Source organism: Tahibacter caeni, assembly GCF_024609805.1.
Taxonomy (GTDB): Bacteria; Pseudomonadota; Gammaproteobacteria; order Xanthomonadales; family Rhodanobacteraceae; genus Tahibacter; species Tahibacter caeni.
The window spans coordinates 1-19,923 of sequence record NZ_JANFVR010000063.1 but is presented as its reverse complement, the minus strand read 5'-3'; the positions used below and the strand labels follow the sequence as shown (position 1 = coordinate 19,923).

Genomic DNA, 19,923 nt, shown 5'->3' with positions numbered 1-19,923 from the left:
GCCGCGGCCACGTCGCCGCGGCTCCAGCTGATGCGGCCGGCCAGGTAGTCCCAGGCGGCCGCGTCGCCGTTGCGCGCGAGGCCGTCGAGCACGGCCTGGGCGCCGGCTACGTCGCCGAACGACGCCCGGTCGGCGAGCGCGGATTCGAGCTTGCGGTTGCCGAGCTCGAACGTGCCGATCTGGCGGATCTCCTCGAGCGCCGCCTCGCGCAGGCCCTGGTAGTGCTTCAGGTGTGCACGGGCCAGGTGCATGCGCCAGGCCTGCGCGCGCAGATCGAGTACGGCGCCGGCGTAGCGGATGATGTCGGCCGCCGTACCGTCGCGTTCGGCCTGGACGTAGCGCAGCATCGCATTGACGTAGGGATCGCGCAGCGGCCGGGCACGCTCGCCGGCCCGCGCAAGCCAGCGCTCGGCATCGGCCGCATTCCCCGCACCGACGGACCAGAGCGCGAGCAGCAGCGGCGGCCACGGCGTCCGCGCGTCGCTGTCATTGAGCGTTTCGAGCAGCGCCCGTGCCCGCGCGCGGTCGCCGCGGTTGTCGTAGCGTATGGCCTCGCCGAGCAGGCGCAGGCTGTCGTCCTGCGCCGCATGCACGTCGGCCGCGCGAATGCCGTAACCCTGATCGATCCATTGTGTGTCGGACAGCGACCAGCGCCAGAACGCGAACGCTGTCGCGACGAGCACGAGCGCCGCCAGCGCGAGCAGCGGCAGCAACGGACGCCGGCGCGCGGCGGCCGTCGGCGGCGGAATTGCGACCGGCGCAGGGCCGCCCCCCGGCAGGGCTGCCCTGAGTGGAGCGGCAACCGGTGAAACGGCGCTCGCCGGTGCAGGGGCCGCCGACGGCGAAACCGCGGGCGGCGCTTGGGCCGTCGCCGGAGGCACGGCGGCGGTGCGCCGATACGGATCGCCGGAGGAGGCGGCGTCGGCCGACGCCGCGGAGAGGTGGGCAGAGGAGCCGGCGCCTTCGTTCGCCGGCGGCAGCGGCGCTTCGGACGGAGCCGGCGATGCGACGATCGCAGCCGAGACGGCCACTGTCTCGCGCTGCACCTCGGCATCGAAGCGGATGCCGACGCCGCGCAGGGTCACGATGCGCTCGCCCTGGGCGCCGAGCACGGCGCGGGCGCGGAAGATCGCCTGGGTCAGCGCTTCGTCGGAGACGATCTGGCCGCCGGGCCAGAGACGGTCGCTGAGTTCGTCGCGCGACAGCACGCGGCCGGGCGCTTCGCAGAGCGCGAGCAGCAGATCGAACGCGCGCCGCGACGCCGCGCGTTCGCGCGCGCCGACGAAGATGCGGCGGCCCTCGGGTTCGATGACCACGTCGGCGAAACTGTAGCGGATGGGAATCGTCTGCCGCGCGCCTGCTGCGCTCATACTGTCCGTCGGATCGGGCGAGTGGATGCGGTGGAACGCGGACTGGCCATCGTTCCGTCCGCTAGGGTATCCGGCACGGCAGTCGCCGCGCCAGCGGCGGCGCGGTGGCCCGCCAGGCCCGTACCAACGCGCAGGCCGGCGCCGACCGAACATTCGCGGCGGCGCCTCCGCGCGATCAGGCGGCGCGTTCGCTCGTGATCGTCGCACCTTCGCGCATCGCCTTGGTCACCGGCGTGTTCGCGACGATCTCGAGCAGCCGCTGCCACTGCGCGTCGCCGAGCGGCTGGTCCGAATGCAGCACGCGATGCACGTGCACCTTGCCTTCGTCGTCGAACGACAGCTGCAGTTCGGCGCGGAACTCGCCGAGGTCCCAGCCCTTGCGCTGCGCATACATGCGCAGGGTGATCGCCGTACAGGCCGCGAGCGAAGCGAGGTAGAGGTCGAACGGCGCCGGCCCGGCGCCCCGCCCGCCGAGCGCCGGCGGCTCGTCGGCGACGAGGTCGTAGCGGCCGGCATGGATGCGGTGCGCATAGTCGGTCGCCGTGGAGACGACGGTCGCGACGCTGGCTTTCTTCATGGGACGGACTCCGGTGGGAACGGGAATGCGGCGGCGGCTCGGTACGCGTCTGCGGCTGCTGCCGCAATCGCCCGGCGGATTCGACCTGGCGCGGCGGCCGCCGTCGACGGGAGCGGTTTCCGAGCCGCCGCGCGCGCATTGCGCCGATACTACCGTCCCTGCGCTGCCCGCTGCGCCAGCCAGGACCGCAACGATGAAGAAATCGGTAGAAATTCAATGATCCCGCGCCCGGACGAGGTGATGCCGACCGACGCGACATCGGACGCCGCCGTCGCCTCTCCGGCGCCGCCCTGGCCGGCGTGCCTGCAGCTGCGCTTCGTCGGCGACGGCGGACGCACGCGCCTGGCCGAGGCGCGGCACACCGGACCGCTGCGCCTGCAGCGCCTGCTGCATCCGCGCGGCGACGCCTGTCAGGGACTGCTGCTGCATCCGCCCGGCGGCATCGCCGGCGGCGACTCGCTCGACGTCGCCGTGCACCTGCACGCCGGCAGCGAAGTCCTGCTGAGCACACCGGGCGCGACCAAGTGGTACCGCAGCGCCGGGCCCGAGGCGCAGCAGAGCATTCGCCTGCAGGTCGACGCCGGCGCGACCCTGGAGTGGCTGCCGCAGGAGTCCATCCTGTTCAGCGGCGCCGACGCGATCCAGCAACTGGAGCTGGATCTCGCCCCCGGCGCGCGCATGCTCGGCTGGGACATCGTGCAGCTCGGCCGCATCGCCGCGGGCGAACGCTGGAACCAGGGCCGCCTGCGCCAGAGCTTGAGCGTGCGGCGCGCCGGGCAGCCGGTATGGCACGAGCAGGCCGACCTGCGCGCGGACGACGCGCTGCTGCACTCGCCGGTCGGGCTGGCCGGCCGTGCCGTGTTCGCTACGCTCTGGAGCGCTGCGCCGGCGCTGGAAGGAGCACCCGACGCGGCGCTCGAACAGGTTCGCGAAACGCTCGCGCTTACGGGCTTGCAATCGACCGCGGGTTCATCGCAGTCTTCGTTGTGCGCCGCAGCAACCTGGTTGCCGGCTCCGGCTAGCCTGCTGCTGGTCCGCGTGCTCGGCCACGATGCCGAGGCGGTGCGCGGACAGCTGGAGCGGGCCTGGGCCGCACTGCGGCCGCTGGTGAGCGGAAGGCCTGCGCGGCGCCCGCGCATCTGGAACACCTGACCCGACGGAGAGCCGGTGTGGAACTCAGCCCCCGCGAAAAGGACAAGCTGCTGATCTTCACCGCCGCACTGCTCGCCGAACGGCGCCGCGCGCGCGGCCTGCGCCTGAACTATCCCGAAGCCGTGGCCTTCATCAGCGCGGCCATCCTCGAAGGCGCACGCGACGGCCGCACGGTCGCCGACCTCATGCACTACGGCACCACCCTGCTCGGCCGCGCCGACGTCATGGACGGCGTGGCCGAGATGATTCCCGACATCCAGGTCGAGGCCACGTTCGCCGACGGCACGAAGCTCGTCACCGTGCACGACCCGATCCGCTGAACCCCGCCTTCGTTACGACGACTCGCTGAAAGGTCCCTCTCTCTCCCGACCATCCGCACGAGGCTACCGATGCGCCTACGCCTGCACCGCCCGTTCGCCCTGTTCCTTGCGTTGCTGCCGGCCGTCGCCGCCGCCCATCCGGGGCATGCGGACACGGGATTCGCCGCCGGCTTCGTCCATCCGCTGAACGGTCTGGACCATCTGCTGGCGATGGCCGCCGTCGGCTGGTGGAGCGCGACGCTGCAGCCGCGGCAACGCTGGATACCGCTGGCGGCCTTCGTCGTCGGCGCAGGGGCCGGGGCCGTGCTCGGCGCCTGTGACGCCGCTGCTCTGGCCGTCACGGAAATCGGCGTCGCCGTCTCGCTGGTCGTGCTCGGCCTGCTGCTCGCAGGACGCCGGCCGTTGCCGCTGGTCCTGGCCTGCGCGATCGCCGGCGGTTTCGCGATCTGCCACGGCTACGCCCACGGCAGCGAGATCCCGGCCGGCACCGCCACGCCGGCCTGGCTGGCCGGCATGCTCCTGGCCACGGCGCTGCTGCCCGCGGCCGGCGCCACGATCGGCCGGCTCGCCGCGCGCTGCGCGGCCTGGCCAGCACAGATGGCCGGGTTGGCCACGGCCGTGGCCGGAGTCGCGCTGCTCGTCGCCGGCGCCAGCGGAGCGGCGCCGTGATTCCCGGCGAGCTGCTCGTCGACGACGGCGAGATCGAACTCAATGCGAACCGTTCGCGCCGGCGCCTGGCTGTCGTCAACACCGGCGACCGGCCCGTGCAGATCGGCTCGCACTACCATTTCTTCGAAGCGAATCCGGCGCTCGAGTTCGACCGCGCCGCCGCGCGCGGCTGTCGTCTGGACATCGCCGCCGGCACTGCCGTGCGCTTCGAGCCGGGCCAGCGGCGTACGGTGGATCTCGTCGAGTTCGCGGGCGATCGCTGCGTCTACGGCTTCGCCGGCGCGATCATGGGAGCGCTGTGATGGCCGTGATCAGCCGCAGCGCCTACGCGGAAATGTTCGGACCGACCACCGGCGACCGCGTGCGCCTGGCCGACACCGATCTGGTGGTCGAGGTCGAGCGCGACTTCACCGTCTACGGCGAGGAAGTGAAGTTCGGCGGCGGCAAGGTGATCCGCGACGGCATGGGCCAGAGCCAGCGCGAGAGCGCCGACTGCGCCGACACCGTGATCACCAACGCGCTGATCCTCGACCACTGGGGCATCGTCAAGGCCGATGTCGGCATCAAGCACGGACGCATCGCGGCGATCGGCAAGGCCGGCAATCCGGACGTGCAGCCCGGCGTGAGCATCGTGATCGGTCCGGGCACCGAGATCATCGCCGGCGAAGGCGCGATCCTGACCGCCGGTGCCGTCGACACGCACATCCATTTCATCTGCCCGCAGCAGATCGAGGAAGCGCTGATGTCGGGGGTGACCACCCTGATCGGCGGCGGCACCGGCCCGGCCACGGGCACGAACGCGACCACCTGCACGCCGGGCCCCTGGCATCTGCAGCGAATGCTCGAAGCGGCCGAGGCGTTTCCGGTCAATCTCGGTTTCCTCGGCAAGGGCAATGCGAGCCTGCCCGGCGCGCTGCGCGAGCAGATCGCCGCCGGCGCGATCGGCCTCAAGCTGCACGAGGACTGGGGCACGACCCCGGCCGCGATCGACTGCGCGCTGGGCGTGGCCGAGGACACCGACACCCAGGTCGCCATCCATACCGACACCTTGAACGAGTCGGGCTTCGTCGAGGTGACCCTGGCCGCGTTCAAGGGCCGCACCATCCACACCTATCACACCGAAGGCGCCGGCGGCGGCCATGCGCCGGACATCATCCGCGCGGCCGGCCTGCCCAACGTGCTGCCGTCCTCCACGAATCCGACGCGGCCGTTCACCGTCAACACGCTGGATGAGCACCTGGACATGCTGATGGTCTGCCATCACCTGGATCCGGCCATCGCCGAGGACGTGGCCTTCGCCGAAAGCCGCATCCGCCGCGAGACCATCGCGGCCGAGGACATCCTGCACGACCTCGGCGCGTTCTCGATGATCTCCTCGGACTCCCAGGCCATGGGCCGCGTCGGTGAAGTGATCACGCGCACCTGGCAGACCGCGCACAAGATGAAGCGCCAGCGCGGCGCGCTGCCCGGCGACGGCGCGCGCCACGACAACTTCCGCGTCAAGCGCTATATCGCGAAGATCACGATCAATCCGGCGCTGACCCACGGCATCGCCCACGAAGTCGGTTCGATCGAGCCCGGCAAGTGGGCCGATCTCGTGCTCTGGAAGCCGGCGTTCTTCGGCGTGAAACCGGCGCTCGTGCTCAAGGGCGGCAGCATCGCCGCGGCCGCGATGGGCGATCCCAATGCGTCGATTCCGACGCCGCAGCCGGTGCATTACCGGCCGATGTTCGGCGCCTTCGGCCGCAGCCTCACGCAAAGCTCGCTGACCTTCGTCTCGCAGGCCGCGCTGGCCGCCGGCATCGGCGCGCGCCTGGGCCTGCAGCGGCCGCTGGTCGCGGTGCGCAACTGCCGCAGCCTGCGCAAGGCCGACCTGATCCACAACGGCGCCACCCCGCGCATCGACGTCGATCCGCAGACCTATGCGGTGCGCGCCGACGGCGAGCCGCTGTGGTGCGAGCCCGCCGCCGAGCTGCCGCTGGCGCAGCGCTATTTCCTGTTCTGAGCCCGCGCATGCAGAGCGTCCTGCGCCATATTCCGGCGGCAGAAGCCGATGCGACCGCCGAGGCCACGCCGCTGCCGCTGAACTACGAGCTGCGCCGGCGCAGTCGCCAGCGCCTGCGGCTGGCCGACGGCAGCGAGCTGGCCCTGGCCCTGCCCGGCGGGACGGTGCTGCACCCGGGCGACCTGCTCGAAGCCGACGACGGCCGCCGCTATCGCGTGCAGGCCCAGGCCGAGCCGCTGCTGCGTGCGGGCAGCGACGACGGGCATCTGCTGCTGCGGGCAGCCTATCACCTGGGCAATCGCCACGTGGCGGTCGCCGTGGAGCCGCAGGCCCTGCTGCTCGAAGCCGACCCGGTGCTGCGCGAGATGCTGCAGCGGCTGGGGCTCGAGGTCGCCGCCGTGCATGCGCCGTTCGAGCCCGAAAGCGGCGCCTACGGCGGCGGCCATCGCCACGGCCACGATGCGACGTTCACGGCCGACCAGGCCCTGGCGCATTCGCTCTACTACGAATACGCGGCCGCCAGCGGCATGGCCGAAACCCCGTTCCTCAAGCCGCCGCCCCATGGCTGAACCGGCCTTGGACGCGCGCATGCTGCCGGCGCTGCTGCAACTGGCCTCGGCGGCGCTGCCGATCGGCGGTTTCGGCTATTCCGGCGGACTCGAAGCCGCCGTGGAAGCGCGCCTGGTCCACGACGAAGCCAGCACAGGCATCTGGATGACCGCGATGCTGGAACAGGTCTGGGCCGGCGGCGAGGCGCGCCACTGGCTGAGCCTGCAGCAGGCCTTCGCCGCCGCCGACGCTGCGGCGTTCGCCGCCGCCAATACGCTGGCGCTGGCCATGCGCGAAACCGCCGAGCTGCGGCTCGAATCGGAACAGACCGGTCGCTCGCTCTCCCTGTGGCTGCTGGCACTGCCGGCGACGCCGCTGGACGGCGAACGCCGCAGGCAGCTGGCGAGCCTGCGGCCGATTGCGCACGTCGCCGCCCATGCCGCCGCGGCGACCGTGCTGGGCCTGACGCCGGCCGCCGGTCTGCAGGCGCTGGGCTGGAGCCTGCTCGAAAACCTCACCTTGGCGGCCGTCAAGCTCGTGCCGCTAGGCCAGGACGCCGGCCAGCGTCTGCTGCGTCGGGCCGCGGCCGGTCTGCCGGCGCTGATCGCCGCACTGCCGGCCGCGGCGCCGCCGCAGAATTTCGCGCCGCTGCTGGCGATCCTCTCCGGCGCCCACGAGACGCAATACACCCGCCTGTTCCGTTCCTGAAGGAGTACGCATGAACACCGCCGCCGCGCGCCGCAAACCCCTGCCTCCGCTGCGCGTCGGCGTCGGCGGCCCGGTCGGCTCGGGCAAGACCACGCTGCTGGAAATGCTCTGCAAGGCCATGCGCGACCGCTACGACCTCGTCGCCATCACCAACGACATCTACACGCGCGAAGACCAGCGCCTGCTGACCGTGGCCGGTGCGTTGCCGCCGGATCGCATACTCGGCGTGGAGACCGGAGGCTGTCCGCATACGGCAATACGCGAGGACGCCTCGATCAATCTCGAGGCGATCGAGCGCATGCTGGAGAAATTTCCCGACGCCGACGTGGTGTTCGTCGAATCCGGCGGCGACAACCTCGCCGCGACCTTCTCGCCGCAGCTGGCCGACCTGACGCTCTACGTGATCGACGTCGCCGGCGGCGAGAAAGTGCCGCGCAAGGGCGGCCCCGGCATCACGCGCTCGGACCTGCTGATCATCAACAAGACCGACCTGGCGCCCTACGTCGGCGCCTCGCTGCAGGTCATGGCCGACGACACGCGGCGCATGCGCGGCGACCGGCCGTTCGTGATGACCGACCTGCCGCGCGGCGACGGCGTCGCCGAGATCGTGCGCTTCATCGAGCGCCAGGGACTGTTCGTCGGCTGAACAGCCCGCCGCCGCAACCGGCCCGGCGCCTTGTCCGCTCAAAGCCGGCGGCGCGGCCCGTTCGGCGAACGCGGCGCGCGGACGCGCGGAAGGCGACGCCGCCGAAGCGGCGTCGAGGAAGGGATCACGCTCAGGCGAGCCGGCCGAAACGGCCGCCGTCGAAGTCGGCGATGGCCTCGCGGATTTCCTGCTGCGTGTTCATGACGAATGGGCCGTAGCCGACGACCGGCTCGGCGATCGGCTCGCCGCCGAGCACCAGCAGGGTCGCGTCGGTATTGGCTTCGAGCGTGATCTCGCTGCCGTCGCGTGCGAACTGCACGAGCTGCGCTTCGCGCACGATCGCCTCGCCGTTGACCAGCACGATGCCGCGCAGCACCGCCAGCGCGAGGGTATGCCCCTCGGGCAGCGCCAGCGTAGTCGCGCCGCCGTGATCGAGGCGCAGATCCCAGACGTTGATCGGCGTATGCGTGCGCGCCGGACCACGCACGCCGGCATGCGTGCCGGCGATCACGCGCACGGTGCCGGCCGCGTCGGGCAGCGGCACCGACGGAACGTCGGCGTCGCGCAGGCTCTGGTAGCCGGGCTCGCCCATCTTGTCGCGCGCCGGCAGGTTGACCCAGAGCTGGGCCATCTCCAGGGTGCCGCCGCGCCGGGTGAACGCGTCGGAGTGGAATTCCTCGTGCAGGATGCCGGAGGCCGCGGTCATCCACTGCACGTCGCCGGGACCGATATGGCCACCGGCGCCGGTGGAGTCGCGATGGTCGACTTCGCCGTCGTAGACGATCGTGACGGTCTCGAAGCCGCGGTGCGGATGCACGCCGACGCCGCGCCGCCGCTCGGCCGGTTCGAAACGGGCCGGACCGGCGTAGTCCAGCAGCAGGAACGGACTCAGGTGCTGGCCGAGGCTGTCGTAGGAAAACAGCGAGCGCACGGGGAAACCGTCGCCGACCCAGTGCGGCCGCGGGGCGCTGTAGACGCCGAGGATCTTCTTCATGTCGGACTCCTTTTGCCGGGGCGGAATCGCCGCGGTGCTTGGGCGTTAACTTAGAAAATCGCGATTCGCGGCAGTAGTCGGCAAGATTTATCCTCAGCGTTCCATCTGGTGAACGCTGGAGCGGCGCATGCAGGACCTCAACGATCTCTGCTATTTCGCCCAGGTCGTCGACCATGGCGGCTTCGCGCCGGCCGGCCGCGCGCTCGGCATGCCCAAGTCCAAGCTGAGCCGGCGCATCGCCCTGCTCGAGGAGCGCCTCGGGGTGCGTCTGATCCAGCGCTCGACGCGGCACTTCTCGGTCACCGAGATGGGCCGAACCTACTACGCCCACTGCAAGGCCATGCTGGTCGAGGCCGAGGCGGCCGACGAAGCGATCGAGATCACGCGCGCGGAACCGCGCGGCATCGTGCGCATGGCCTGTCCGGTCGCGCTGCTCGATGCGCTGGCCGGCGAAATGATCGCGGACTTCCTCGTGCAGTGTCCGCGCGTGGAGGTCCATCTCGACGCGACCAATCGCCGCGTCGACCTGATCGGCGAACGCCTGGACCTGGCCCTGCGCGTGCGGCCGCCGCCGCTGGAGGACACCGACCTGGTGCTGCGCGTGCTGGCCGAGCGCAGCCAGTGCCTGGTCGCGAGTCCCGGCCTGCTCGCGCAGCACGGAACACCGCAGGTGCCGGCCGATCTCGCCGCCTTGCCGAGCCTCGACCTCGGCCTGCCGCAGAACGAGCACGTCTGGCGCCTGTACGGTCCGGACGGCGCCGAGGTCTCGCTGCCGCACCGGCCGCGCCTGGTCACGCGCGGCATGCTTGCGCTGCGCGCCGCCGCGATGGCCGGCGTCGGCGTCGTGCAACTGCCGACGATGATGGTGACCGCGCAGTTCGCGCGCGGCGAACTCGTGCCGGTGCTGCCGGCCTGGCGGCCGCGGCGCGAGATCGTGCACGCGGTCTTTCCGTCGCGGCGCGGGCTGCTGCCGTCGGTGCGCGCGCTCGTCGATTTCCTCGCCGGGCGCTTCGGCCGCCTGGCGGCGGACTGAAACCGGCCATCGCGCAGGAAGCCGCCGCCACACGATTTTTTGTTGTCATCCCGATCGCCGCATTGTCCACTCGACCACAACGCCATACGGCACATGTCACCGAATCGTCATTCCAACCGGAGAAATGGGCCGAACAATCGTCGCTGGCCGGGCGGCACGGCCCGCCGCCGGAATGCTCCCGCGTACGCAAGTCCCCGACAGACCATGACATCAGGATCGACCGTGGCAGGAAAGCCGCAATGAAGACCGCATCGATCGGCAGCCATGCAAGCGGGACGACCGTGTGCCGCGCCCGGCAGGTCTCGTCATGAATCGGTCATCCGCCGGCATGACGCCCACGGCCGTTGCCGAGCCGGCCGCCTGGTGGCGGCGTCCCGCCTGGCAGGTCGCGATGCTCGCGCTGCTGCTCGCGTTCGGCTTTCTCGGCAGCCGGCCGATCTGGGATCCCGATGAAGGGCGCTACTCCAACGTCGCGATGATGATGCTCGACAGCGGCGACTGGATCGATCTCGCGCGCCATCGCGAAACCGGCCACTGGACCAAGCCGCCGCTGACCTACTGGCTCGTGGCCGCGAGCATCGGCACGTTCGGCGCGACCCCCTGGGCTGCGCGCCTGCCGGTCGCCCTGGCCTATCTGGCCTGCGTCTGGCTGGCCTGGCGCGGTGCGCGGCGCCTGTGGCCGGCGGCGGACGCACCCGCGGGCGCCGCCGACGCGGCGGCGATCGCCGCATCGTGCTATGCGACCTTGCTGTTGCCCGTCGTCGCCTCGCAGGTGCTGACGACCGATTTCGTGCTGTCGGCATTCCAGGGCCTGGCCATGGTGGCCTGGCTCGAAGCGCGCTTCGGCCCGCGCGAAAAGGCGCTCCGGTGGCTGTTCGCGGCCTGGGCCGCATTCGCGCTGGCGTTCATGACCAAGGGGCCGCCGGCGCTGCTGCCGCTGCTCGCCGTCGTCGCGCTGCAATGGCTCGCGCCGATGCCGCGGCCGTTCGGCGCGCGCGCCTGGCTGACCGGCATCGCGATCTTCTTCCTCATCGCCCTGCCCTGGTACGTCGCCGTGGTGCTGCGCCACGACGGCCTGCTGGCTTATTTCCTCGGCACCGAGGTGTACAAGCGCGTCGCCGGCGACATGGGCCGCAACGGCGGCTGGTACGGCTGGCTCGAGATCTATCTGCCGACCCTGCTGCTGGGCACCCTGCCCTGGACCCTGCCGCTGCTGCGCGGCCTGCGTGACTGGCGCAGCCGCCTGCCGCAATGGCGCACGCGCGCAGGCCGCCAGGCCGATGCGCGCCGCCTGCAGCTCGCGCTATGGCTGGCGCTGCCGCTGCTCGTGTTCTGCATCTCGCGTTCGCGCCTGCCGCTGTACCTGCTGCCGCTGTTCCTGCCGCTGGCATTGCTGATCGCCGGCCAATGGCAGGGCGAGGCGCGCCCGGCGCCGCGGCGGCGCTGGATCCTCGCCTGGGTCGCGCTGATCCTGTCCGGCCGCCTGTTCGTCGCGCAGTGGCCGACGAACAGCGATGCGGCCAGTTGGGCACAGACCGTGCGCGAGCGCACATCGGCGCCGATCACCGAGGTCGTCTTCGTCGAGGACTTCGCGCGCTACGGCATGCATCTGTACCTCGACGCCGAGGTCGAGAAACTCTCGCTGGATTCCGGCGAACCTACCGGCTACACGTCGGAATACGACGAGAGCGTGGCGTCGGAGCTGCGCAGCAACGAAGCCGGCGCGGTCTGGATCACGCACACGACCAAATGGCCGCGCGTGCGCGAGGAACTGGTTCGCGCGGGCTTCGCGGTCGAGGTGCTCGGGGAGCCGTACCGCGATCGCGTGATCTTCCGCGTGCGCGATCCGGCGCCGTGAGCGCCGGCACGATTCGAACCCGCGCGAAACGCGCGCGCGGCGCGGCGATCGCCGTCTAGCCGGTCGCGTCGGCCGCAGCCGCCTCGGCGCGGCACAGCGCGATCGCCGCGGCGAAGTTGTCGGCGAAACGCAGCTGGCGGCCGTCGGGTGTCACGTGCATCTGCGTCAACACGCGCCGCGGCTGCTCGCGCAGGCCCGACAGGATCACGCGCGTGCCGCGGCGCTCGCAGCGGCTCAGGAACTGACCCAACGCGGTCACGCCGCTCGCGTCGATCAGCGGCACCAGACGCAGGCGCAGGATGAATACGGCCGGCGCCCTCGGAAACTGGTCGAGCACTTCGTCGAGGCGATTGGCCACGGCGAAGAACAGCGGCCCGGAAATCTGGAACGCTTCCACGCCGGGCGGCAGCTGCGCGCGCTGGTCCGGCTCGTCGGCGCCGTCGCGGTCCTCCTCCAGCAGCGAGACTTCCGACTGCAGCTCGACGACCTCGCTCATGCGATGCATGAACAGGAACGCGGCGAGCACGAGGCCCACCTCGATCGCGACGGTCAGATCGAACATCACGGTCAGCGCGAACGTCACGAGCAGCACGGCGCGGTCGCCGACCGGTCCCTTGAGCAGATGGCGAAAGCTCTCGAGGTCCGACATCTGCCAGGCCACGACGACCAGCACGGCGGCCAGGGTGGCTAGCGGCACGTAGCCCATCAGCGGCGCGACGGCGAGCATGAACAGCAGCAGGAACAGCGCATGCGCCATGCCGGCCACCGGCGAGCGGCCGCCCGAGCGGATGTTCACGGCGGTGCGCGCGATCGCGCCGGTCGCCGGCAGGCCGCCGAACAGCGCGGAACCGATGTTCGCCGCGCCTTGCGCGACGAGTTCGCCGTTGGAGCGGTGGCGTCCGCCGGTCATGCCGTCGGCGACGACCGCCGACAGCAGCGACTCCACGCCGGCCAGGAACGCGATCGTGAACGCGCTCGGGAACAGCTCCACGGTGCGCTCGAACGGAATGTGCGGGATCTCGAACTGCGGCAGCGCCGACGGAATGCCGCCGAAGCGCGTCGCGATCGTGTCCACCGGCAGCGCGAGCAGCGATACCGCCGCAGCCGATGCAGAGACCACGATCAGGAAACCCGGCCAAGCCGGCCGCCAGCGGCGCAGCGCGACGATCACGACGAGGCCGACGCCGGCCAGCGCCGCGGTGACCGGCGCGGCGCTCGACGCATGCTGCAGATAGGCCTGCCAGCGCGCGAAGAACTCGGCCGGCACGGCGTCCATGCGCAGGCCGAACAGATCCTTGATCTGGCTCGAGAAGATGCTGACCGCTATGCCCGCGGTGAAGCCCGTCACGACGGGCTGCGGGATGTACTTCATGAGCACGCCCAGGCGCAGCACGCCGGCACCGATCAGCATGAAGCCGGCCAGCAGGGTGCAGAGGATCAGGCCGCCGTAGCCGAATTTCTCGATCACCGCGAACACGACCGGAATGAACGCCGCCGTGGGTCCGCCGATCTGCACGCGCGAACCGCCGAAGAACGAGGTCAGGAACCCGGCGACGATGGCCGTGTGCAGCCCCTTTTCCGGCGTCGTGCCCGACGCGATCGCGAGCGCCATGGCCAGCGGCAGCGCGACGATCGCGACGGTCAGCCCGGCGACGAGATCGCGGCGCAGATCGGCCGCCGCATAGCCGCCGCGCAGCACGCTGAACAGCTGGGGCTCGTAGATCGGGCGCAGGCGCTGCAGCAGCGCGCGCAGATCCGGACGCTGCGGCTCAGCCATTCGACGGCACCGGCGATGAGGACGCCGACGCCACCCGGCGCGCCCTGACAGAATCGACCTCGTGCCAGGCCGGAAACCCCAATCCGTCCCGTGCTGCCGGCCCGCGACGCAGGCGGCCCGGCCGCGCACGCACGGGCGCGGGATCGGTGATGCAATGGCGAAGTCTACGGCGGCAGGCGGTGCTGACAGCAACGGCGGCAAGCGGCAAGGCACAGCTCCCGGATTGCAGATCCGGCGGCCGCGAGGCCGCGACATACCGGCCGTTCGCCCCGCAGCGCTGGCTAGGGGCTTTTCGGCGCCTTGAGGCGCACGCCGCGGCCGGTCCCATGACTGGGCATGTTCTCACCAATGAGCTCCACGCCGGCCGCGTCCAGCGCCGCGACGATCTTGGTCAGCGTTTCCACGACGCCGCGGACGTTGCCGCTGCTCGCTTCCATGCGCTGGATCGTCGGCAGCGATACGCCGGCCCTCTGCGCCAGCGTCTTCTGGTCCAGCCCGGCCAGGGCGCGCGCCGCACGCAGTTGAGCCGCGGTAATCATCGACAAGACTCCGGAATTGACTTTAACAAGGTGGCTTTCACCATCTCAAGTGATGTTTCAGGCATCACCCGCAGAATCCGCGGCAAGACTCTGCCGCCGCCGAGCCGACAATGATCGCCGCATTGCGCGGCAGAAAGCCACCCTGGTTGGCGAAGTCAGCAATGATGTATGAAACATCTATTAAGATTTTCTGAACATCATATATAATGCACTCCGCATTCATCCAGTGGTTGCAGACTTGCATCGCCTTCGCGGCGGCGAGTCGCGTACGTCCGCTCACCGCCTGCCCGGTATCGACCATGCATTCATCCCGCCGTCCCGCTCCCCGTCCCCTGCGCCGCCCGGCCGCTTCCGCCGCCGCGCCTGTCGCCGCCGCACCGCCGGTCACCTGGGAGCAGACGGCGACCGCCGCGACCGCCCTCGTGCGCAGCGCGCAGGGCGGCTGCGTTCACGTACAGGCGCTGTGCTGGCCCATCGTGCCGACGGCTTGGCCGCTGCTGCAGCAGGCCTTGCAGCTGGTGCAGGCCAGCCGCTTGTCCTCCCTGCGCGACGGCAACGGCGGCGCGCGCTCCTGGGTGGGCGCGAGCGCGCCGCAACTGAGCGAGCCGTTCCGCGACACGGCAGCCGAGGAAAGCTCGGTTGCCGCCCTGCTTGCGCGCACGCCGATACAGCTCAGCGTCGGTCTTGCGACATTCGCCGAGGCGCCGACCGCTGAAGCGCTGGCCACGGCGCGGCGCCAGAGCCTGATCGACTGCCTCGCCGCCTACGGCGAATCGCTGCGCGTGCCCGGGCGTTCCTCCTGCCGCCGCGTGCTCGTCGCCGGCGGCGCGGAAACCGAACCGGATCTCGAGGCGGCGCTCAAGCGCGTGCGCCTGCGTCTGGACGACGCCGACGCGCTGCGCGGACTGCGCCTGCAGACGGCGCAGGAAACGCCGGCGCCGCTGCCGCTCGAAGCCGCCGCCGTCATCGCCCGCGCCGTCGCCGAACATCTGGGCGGCGGCGAATCCGTCCATGCGATCCTCGACGTCGCCGTCGCGAAGCTCGCGCGCGTGCCGCCCGAGCTCGCGCGCGGCGGCAAGCCGAAGCGACGCTGATTTCCATCCCGCGGTTCCCGCGCGGCAACCATCACGGATCGCTGCCAGCCGGCACCGAGCTGCAGCGGCACAACCTCAGTCCGCCAGCGGCGCATCCGCATACGGCCGCGGCGCCAGGTGCTCGATCTCGACGGTCGCGTGCACGAGTTCGGTGCAGACCGCGAGCGCACGGCGGAACAGCGCTGTATCGACCGCCGGATCCGTCGCCATGCTGACGATGCAGACTTGACGGCCGCGGCCGACGCGCCAGACTGCAGGTGGGTGATGCGCACGTCGACGCCGGCGTTCGCGACCGCGTCGCGCACCTCGTCGACGGCCGGATGGTCCGTCTCCGCATACTCGCTCGGACGCGACTCCCGAATATTCGTCGTCGGATTCGACGACGACGGAAACGGTTCAGCCCAGCACGTCGCCGGGCACGCGCACGGCGCCTTCCATGAGCACGCGGGCACTGCGGCTCATGATCGCGCGCGTGACAGTCCACTGGCCGTCGACCCGGCGCGCCTCTGCGCCGACGCGCAGGGTGCCCGAGGGATGGCCGAAGCGCACGGCCGTGCGTTCGCCGCCGCCGGCGGCGGCATTGACCAGGGTGCCCGGAATCGCCGCGGCGGTGCCGATCGCGACCGCGGCCGTGCCCATCATCGCGTGGTGCAGCTTGCCCATCGACAGCGCGCGCGCGTGCAGATCGATCTCCGACGCGGCGATGCGCTTGCCGCTCGACGTGACGTAGTCCTGCGGCGGCGCGACGAAGGCGACTTTCGGCGTGTGCTGGCGCGTCGCGGCCTGCCCGACCGAGTCGATCAGGCCCATGCGCACGGCGCCGTAGGCGCGGATGGTCTCGAATTTCGCGAGCGCAGCCTTGTCGTCGTTGATCGCCCCCTGCAGCTCGGTGCCGACGTAACCCAGTTCGGCGGCGTCGAGGAAAATCGTCGGGATGCCGGCGTTGATCAACGTCGCCTTGAACCTGCCGACGCCGGGCACGTCGAGATCGTCGACGAGGTTGCCGGTCGGGAACATCGCGCCGCCTTCGCCCTCGTCGGACGGATCGAGGAACTCCAGCGCGATCTCGGCCGCCGGAAACGTCACGCCGTCGAGCTCGAAGTCGCCGGTTTCCTGCACCTGGCCCGCGGTGACGGGCACGTGCGCGACGATGGTCTTGCCGATGTTGGCCTGCCAGATGCGCACGACGGCGATGCCGTCGCGCGGCACGCGGGCCGGATCGATCAGGCCGTTGGCGATCGCGAACGGGCCGACGGCAGACGAGAGATTGCCGCAGTTGCCGCTCCAGTCGACGAACGCGGTGTCGATGGAGACCTGGCCGTAGAGATAGTCGACGTCGTGATCGGGCACGCTCGACGCCGAAATGATCACGCACTTGCTCGTACTCGACGTCGCGCCGCCCATGCCGTCGGTGTGCTTGCCGTAGGGATCCGGCGAACCGATCACGCGCAGCAGCAGCGCATCGCGCGCGGCGCCCGGCACCTGCGCGGCCGCCGGCAGGTCCTGCAGCCGGAAGAACACGCCCTTGCTGGTACCGCCGCGCATGTAGATCGCGGGAATTCTGATCTGAGGCTTGTGCGGCATGACTACTCTTCTCCGTGGATTTCGCGTTCTCCCGGATGCCGGAGAGGAACGCATGCGGCGTGGATCGCTCACGCCGCCTTCGACGACTCAAGAAAATCCTGCGCGAACCGTTGCAGAACGCCGCCGGCTTCGTAGATCGAGACTTCCTCGGCCGTGTCGAGGCGGCAGGTGACCGGCACTTCGACGCGCTCGCCGGCGCGGCGGTGGATCACGAGCGTGAGGTCCGCGCGCGGTTCGCGCGTTCCGATCACGTCGAAGGTCTCGGTACCGTCGATGGCCAGGGTCTTGCGGTCGGTGCCGGGTTTGAATTCCAGCGGCAGCACGCCCATGCCGATCAGGTTCGTGCGATGGATGCGCTCGAAGCCTTCGGCGACGATGGCCTCGACGCCGGCCAGGCGTACGCCCTTCGCGGCCCAGTCGCGCGAGGAACCCTGGCCGTAGTCGGCGCCGGCGACGATGATCAGCGGCTGCTTGCGCTGCATGTAGGTCTCGATCGCTTCCCACATGCGCACGACCCGGCCTTCGGGCTCGATGCGCGCGAGCGACCCTTTCCGGATCTGGCCGTCGACGACGGCCATCTCGTTGAGCAGGGTCGGATTGGCGAAGGTCGCGCGCTGCGCGGTCAGGTGGTCGCCGCGATGCGTCGCATAGGAATTGAAGTCCTCCTCGGGCAGGCCCATGCGCGCGAGGTATTCGCCGGCGGCGCTGTCGGGCAGGATCGCATTGGACGGCGACAGGTGGTCGGTCGTGATGTTGTCGCCGAGCACGGCCAGCGGACGCAGGCCGCGCAGGGTGCGCTCGCCGGCGAGCGCACCTTCCCAGTACGGCGGCCGGCGGATGTAGGTGCTCTGCGGACGCCAGTCGTACAGCGGGCTGACCGTGCCGTCGTGGGCGACGTGCAGGCGGAACATCGGCTCGTAGACCTTGCGGAACTGCTCGGGCTTGACGCTGCTCGCGACGATCGCGTCGATTTCCGCGTCGCTGGGCCAGATGTCCTTGAGCGTGACCGGCTTGCCGTCGGCGTCGACGCCGAGTGCGTCCTTCTCGATGTCGAAGCGCACGGTGCCGGCGATCGCATAGGCGATGACCAGCGGCGGCGACGCGAGGAACGCCTGCTTCGCGTAGGGGTGGATGCGGCCGTCGAAGTTGCGGTTGCCCGACAGCACGGCGGTCGCGTAGAGATCGCGATCGATGATTTCCTGCTGGATCTTCGGATCCAGCGCGCCGCTCATGCCGTTGCAGGTCGTGCAGGCGAACGCGACGATGCCGAAGCCGAGCTTTTCGAGCTCGGGCAGCAGGCCGGCCTCTTCGAGATACAGCTGCACGGCCTTGGAGCCCGGCGCGAGCGAGGTCTTGACCCAGGGCTTGCGCAGCAGGCCCTTCGCGTTCGCATTGCGCGCGAGCAGGCCCGCGGCGATGACGTTGCGCGGATTGGAGGTGTTCGTGCAGCTCGTGATCGCGGCGATGATCACGGCGCCGTCGGGCATCAGGCCCTGCGCCTCCTGCGCGCGCGCCTGGTCGAGGCCGGTCGCGATGCCGCGCGCGGCGAGCTCGGAGGTCGGCAGGCGCTTGTGCGGATTGGACGGGCCGGCCATGTTGCGCACGACGCCCGACAGGTCGAACTGCAAGCGGCGCTCGTACTGCGCCGCGATCAGCGCGTCGGCCCAGAGGCCCGCAGCCCTGGCGTAGGTCTCCACGAGGCTTACCTGTTCGTCGCTGCGTCCGGTCAGGCGCAGGTAGTCCAGCGTCTTGCCGTCGATGAAGAACATCGCCGCGGTCGCGCCGTACTCGGGCGCCATGTTGGAGATCGTCGCGCGATCGCCGACGGTCAGCGCCGCCGCGCCTTCGCCGCGGAATTCGAGATAGGCGCCGACGACCTTGGACTGGCGCAGGAACTCGGTCAGCGCGAGCACGATGTCGGTCGCCGTGATGCCCGGCTGCGGCTTGCCCGTGAGCTCCACGCCGACGATGTCCGGCAGGCGCATCCACGAGGCGCGGCCGAGCATGACGTTCTCGGCTTCGAGGCCGCCGACGCCGATCGCGATGACGCCGAGCGCGTCGACGTGCGGCGTGTGGCTGTCGGTGCCGACGCAGGTGTCCGGATAGGCCACGCCGTGGTCCGCATGGATGACCGGCGACATCTTCTCCAGATTGATCTGGTGCATGATGCCGTTGCCCGGCGGGATCACGTCGACGTTGCGGAACGCGAGCTTGGTCCAGTCGATGAAATGGAAGCGATCCTCGTTGCGCCGGTCCTCGATCGCGCGGTTCTTGGCGAACGCATCCGGGTCGTAGCCGCCGCATTCGACCGCGAGCGAATGGTCGACGATCAGCTGCACCGGCACGACCGGATTCACCTTGGCCGGGTCGCCGCCCTTGTCGGCGATCGCGTCGCGCAGGCCGGCCAGGTCGACCAGCGCGGTCTGGCCGAGGATGTCGTGGCAGACCACGCGTGCCGGGAACCACGGGAAATCGTGGTCGCGGCGGCGCTCGATCAGCTGGCGCAGCGACTGCTCCAGCAGCGCCGGATCGCAGCGGCGCACGAGGTTCTCGGCGAGCACGCGCGAGGTGTACGGCAGGCCGGCGTAGGCGCCCGGCGCGAGCGCGTCGACGGCGGCACGCGCGTCGAAATAGTCCAGGGCGGTTCCGGGCAGCGGTTTGCGGTAGGCGGTGTTCATGGCTGGCGTGGGCTGGCGATGGCGGGAAGGAGGAGCGCGCGCGGCCTCGGCGACGCGGGTCAGGCCGGGGATGGTAATCCCCGCCCGGACGCCGGCGCCGGCCTCGCGCGGGACATCGGCCAATCTGGCATCCTCGAATGCATTGATCAATCTTGATCCCGACGATCAACCTGTTCGCATGGATTCCGACCTGCTGTCCGCACGCGAGGCCTGCCGCATCCTCGGCATCAGCGCGGCCACCCTGTATGCCTACGTCAGCCGCGGCCTCATCGAGTCGCGGCCGGGCCCGGACCACCGCAGCCGCGGCTACCGGCGCGCCGACGTCGAGCGTCTCGCGCAGAACCGCCGCGCCGGCCGCGGCGCGGCGCGC

At 70.8% G+C, this 19,923-nt stretch carries 21 protein-coding genes; 12 read left to right on the top strand and 9 right to left on the bottom strand.

What is annotated here, in order from left to right; translation table 11 throughout:
- Both NON22_RS08115 and NON22_RS08110 read right to left on the bottom strand, forming a co-directional pair.
- Positions 1 to 1,370: winged helix-turn-helix domain-containing protein (locus NON22_RS08115; RefSeq protein WP_257386427.1), on the bottom strand; the 1,370-nt coding region annotated here is incomplete at its 3' end.
- Positions 1,371 to 1,545: 175 nt separating this feature from the next.
- The gene (locus NON22_RS08110) at positions 1,546 to 1,947 is read right to left on the bottom strand and encodes an OsmC family protein (RefSeq protein ID WP_257386426.1); all 402 of its coding nucleotides are present in this window, start codon (positions 1,945 to 1,947) and stop codon (positions 1,546 to 1,548) included.
- A gap of 216 nt (positions 1,948 to 2,163) precedes the next feature.
- On the opposite strand from NON22_RS08110, the gene NON22_RS08105 reads away from it, so the two are divergent.
- From NON22_RS08105 to ureG, 8 genes are all read left to right on the top strand, one after another.
- Entirely contained in the window at positions 2,164 to 3,099 is a 936-nt protein-coding gene (locus NON22_RS08105; protein WP_257386425.1) for an urease accessory protein UreD, read from the top strand.
- A 17-nt stretch (positions 3,100 to 3,116) separates the two neighbouring features.
- Complete coding sequence (locus tag NON22_RS08100) at positions 3,117 to 3,419, top strand: urease subunit gamma (RefSeq protein ID WP_257386424.1); 303 nt, start codon at positions 3,117 to 3,119, stop codon at positions 3,417 to 3,419.
- Between the two features lie 69 nt (positions 3,420 to 3,488).
- Positions 3,489 to 4,088 (top strand): HupE/UreJ family protein, encoded by a 600-nt coding sequence (locus tag NON22_RS08095; protein ID WP_257386423.1) that lies wholly within the window; start codon positions 3,489 to 3,491, stop codon positions 4,086 to 4,088.
- Positions 4,085 to 4,390 (top strand): urease subunit beta, encoded by a 306-nt coding sequence (locus tag NON22_RS08090; protein WP_257386422.1) that lies wholly within the window; start codon positions 4,085 to 4,087, stop codon positions 4,388 to 4,390. Before NON22_RS08095 ends, NON22_RS08090 begins: the two co-directional genes overlap by 4 nt.
- Positions 4,390 to 6,093 carry an urease subunit alpha gene (gene ureC / locus NON22_RS08085; RefSeq protein WP_257386421.1) on the top strand — a complete coding sequence of 568 codons (1,704 nt, stop codon included), beginning with the start codon at positions 4,390 to 4,392 and terminating at the stop codon, positions 6,091 to 6,093. Before NON22_RS08090 ends, ureC begins: the two co-directional genes overlap by 1 nt.
- Positions 6,094 to 6,101: 8 nt before the next feature.
- Positions 6,102 to 6,662 (top strand): urease accessory protein UreE, encoded by a 561-nt coding sequence (ureE, locus tag NON22_RS08080; RefSeq protein ID WP_257386420.1) that lies wholly within the window; start codon positions 6,102 to 6,104, stop codon positions 6,660 to 6,662.
- The gene (locus NON22_RS08075; RefSeq protein ID WP_257386419.1) at positions 6,655 to 7,350 is read left to right on the top strand and encodes an urease accessory protein UreF; all 696 of its coding nucleotides are present in this window, start codon (positions 6,655 to 6,657) and stop codon (positions 7,348 to 7,350) included. The genes ureE and NON22_RS08075 overlap by 8 nt, the downstream gene beginning before the upstream one ends.
- A gap of 10 nt (positions 7,351 to 7,360) precedes the next feature.
- Positions 7,361 to 7,996 carry an urease accessory protein UreG gene (ureG, locus tag NON22_RS08070; RefSeq protein ID WP_257386418.1) on the top strand — a complete coding sequence of 212 codons (636 nt, stop codon included), beginning with the start codon at positions 7,361 to 7,363 and terminating at the stop codon, positions 7,994 to 7,996.
- A gap of 130 nt (positions 7,997 to 8,126) precedes the next feature.
- Here the strand turns inward: ureG and NON22_RS08065 are convergent, their stop codons facing one another.
- On the bottom strand, positions 8,127 to 8,990 hold the full coding sequence (locus NON22_RS08065; RefSeq protein ID WP_257386417.1) for a pirin family protein: 864 nt from the start codon (positions 8,988 to 8,990) through the stop codon (positions 8,127 to 8,129).
- 127 nt (positions 8,991 to 9,117) lie between these two features.
- Here NON22_RS08065 and NON22_RS08060 point away from each other — a divergent pair, with 127 nt between their 5' ends.
- A complete protein-coding gene (locus NON22_RS08060; protein ID WP_257386416.1) occupies positions 9,118 to 10,023 on the top strand; it encodes a LysR family transcriptional regulator in 906 nt (301 codons plus the stop codon).
- A gap of 307 nt (positions 10,024 to 10,330) precedes the next feature.
- On the top strand, positions 10,331 to 11,881 hold the full coding sequence (locus NON22_RS08055) for an ArnT family glycosyltransferase (RefSeq protein WP_257386415.1): 1,551 nt from the start codon (positions 10,331 to 10,333) through the stop codon (positions 11,879 to 11,881).
- 55 nt (positions 11,882 to 11,936) lie between these two features.
- On the opposite strand, the gene NON22_RS08050 is transcribed toward NON22_RS08055, so the two are convergent.
- From NON22_RS08050 to NON22_RS08040, 3 genes are all read right to left on the bottom strand, one after another.
- Positions 11,937 to 13,658: a SulP family inorganic anion transporter gene (locus NON22_RS08050; RefSeq protein WP_257386414.1), complete on the bottom strand. Its 1,722-nt coding sequence runs from the start codon at positions 13,656 to 13,658 to the stop codon at positions 11,937 to 11,939.
- Between the two features lie 281 nt (positions 13,659 to 13,939).
- Positions 13,940 to 14,197, bottom strand: coding sequence for a helix-turn-helix domain-containing protein (locus NON22_RS08045; protein ID WP_257386413.1), 258 nt, complete (start codon positions 14,195 to 14,197; stop codon positions 13,940 to 13,942).
- A gap of 64 nt (positions 14,198 to 14,261) precedes the next feature.
- Positions 14,262 to 14,498 carry a hypothetical protein gene (locus NON22_RS08040; RefSeq protein ID WP_257386412.1) on the bottom strand — a complete coding sequence of 79 codons (237 nt, stop codon included), beginning with the start codon at positions 14,496 to 14,498 and terminating at the stop codon, positions 14,262 to 14,264.
- Between NON22_RS08040 and NON22_RS08035 the strand changes: the two genes are divergently transcribed.
- On the top strand, positions 14,497 to 15,291 hold the full coding sequence (locus NON22_RS08035) for a hypothetical protein (protein WP_257386411.1): 795 nt from the start codon (positions 14,497 to 14,499) through the stop codon (positions 15,289 to 15,291). The two genes, NON22_RS08040 and NON22_RS08035, sit on opposite strands and share 2 nt — an antisense overlap.
- 75 nt (positions 15,292 to 15,366) lie before the next feature.
- On the opposite strand, the gene NON22_RS08030 is transcribed toward NON22_RS08035, so the two are convergent.
- The 3 genes from NON22_RS08030 to acnD form a co-directional block, all read right to left on the bottom strand.
- Positions 15,367 to 15,501, bottom strand: coding sequence for a hypothetical protein (locus tag NON22_RS08030; RefSeq protein WP_257386410.1), 135 nt, complete (start codon positions 15,499 to 15,501; stop codon positions 15,367 to 15,369).
- 186 nt (positions 15,502 to 15,687) lie between these two features.
- Positions 15,688 to 16,875, bottom strand: a complete 1,188-nt coding sequence (gene prpF, locus NON22_RS08025; protein WP_257386409.1) for a 2-methylaconitate cis-trans isomerase PrpF — start codon at positions 16,873 to 16,875, stop codon at positions 15,688 to 15,690.
- Between the two features lie 68 nt (positions 16,876 to 16,943).
- Complete coding sequence (acnD, locus tag NON22_RS08020) at positions 16,944 to 19,553, bottom strand: Fe/S-dependent 2-methylisocitrate dehydratase AcnD (RefSeq protein ID WP_257386408.1); 2,610 nt, start codon at positions 19,551 to 19,553, stop codon at positions 16,944 to 16,946.
- 178 nt (positions 19,554 to 19,731) lie between these two features.
- On the opposite strand from acnD, the gene NON22_RS08015 reads away from it, so the two are divergent.
- Positions 19,732 to 19,923: helix-turn-helix transcriptional regulator (locus NON22_RS08015; protein WP_257386407.1), on the top strand; the 192-nt coding region annotated here is incomplete at its 3' end.

Coding starts and splice junctions, on each gene's coding strand:
- NON22_RS08060 (WP_257386416.1), top strand. CDS start 9,118: ATGCAGGACCTCAACGATCTCTGCTATTTCGCCCAGGTCGTCGACCAT.
- NON22_RS08040 (WP_257386412.1), bottom strand. CDS start 14,498: ATGGTCGATACCGGGCAGGCGGTGAGCGGACGTACGCGACTCGCCGCC.
- NON22_RS08110 (WP_257386426.1), bottom strand. CDS start 1,947: ATGAAGAAAGCCAGCGTCGCGACCGTCGTCTCCACGGCGACCGACTAT.
- ureE (WP_257386420.1), top strand. CDS start 6,102: ATGCAGAGCGTCCTGCGCCATATTCCGGCGGCAGAAGCCGATGCGACC.
- ureC (WP_257386421.1), top strand. CDS start 4,390: ATGGCCGTGATCAGCCGCAGCGCCTACGCGGAAATGTTCGGACCGACC.
- NON22_RS08105 (WP_257386425.1), top strand. CDS start 2,164: ATGATCCCGCGCCCGGACGAGGTGATGCCGACCGACGCGACATCGGAC.
- prpF (WP_257386409.1), bottom strand. CDS start 16,875: ATGCCGCACAAGCCTCAGATCAGAATTCCCGCGATCTACATGCGCGGC.
- NON22_RS08030 (WP_257386410.1), bottom strand. CDS start 15,501: ATGGCGACGGATCCGGCGGTCGATACAGCGCTGTTCCGCCGTGCGCTC.
- NON22_RS08050 (WP_257386414.1), bottom strand. CDS start 13,658: ATGGCTGAGCCGCAGCGTCCGGATCTGCGCGCGCTGCTGCAGCGCCTG.
- NON22_RS08055 (WP_257386415.1), top strand. CDS start 10,331: ATGAATCGGTCATCCGCCGGCATGACGCCCACGGCCGTTGCCGAGCCG.
- NON22_RS08095 (WP_257386423.1), top strand. CDS start 3,489: ATGCGCCTACGCCTGCACCGCCCGTTCGCCCTGTTCCTTGCGTTGCTG.
- NON22_RS08065 (WP_257386417.1), bottom strand. CDS start 8,990: ATGAAGAAGATCCTCGGCGTCTACAGCGCCCCGCGGCCGCACTGGGTC.
- NON22_RS08075 (WP_257386419.1), top strand. CDS start 6,655: ATGGCTGAACCGGCCTTGGACGCGCGCATGCTGCCGGCGCTGCTGCAA.
- NON22_RS08045 (WP_257386413.1), bottom strand. CDS start 14,197: ATGATTACCGCGGCTCAACTGCGTGCGGCGCGCGCCCTGGCCGGGCTG.
- ureG (WP_257386418.1), top strand. CDS start 7,361: ATGAACACCGCCGCCGCGCGCCGCAAACCCCTGCCTCCGCTGCGCGTC.
- NON22_RS08035 (WP_257386411.1), top strand. CDS start 14,497: ATGCATTCATCCCGCCGTCCCGCTCCCCGTCCCCTGCGCCGCCCGGCC.
- acnD (WP_257386408.1), bottom strand. CDS start 19,553: ATGAACACCGCCTACCGCAAACCGCTGCCCGGAACCGCCCTGGACTAT.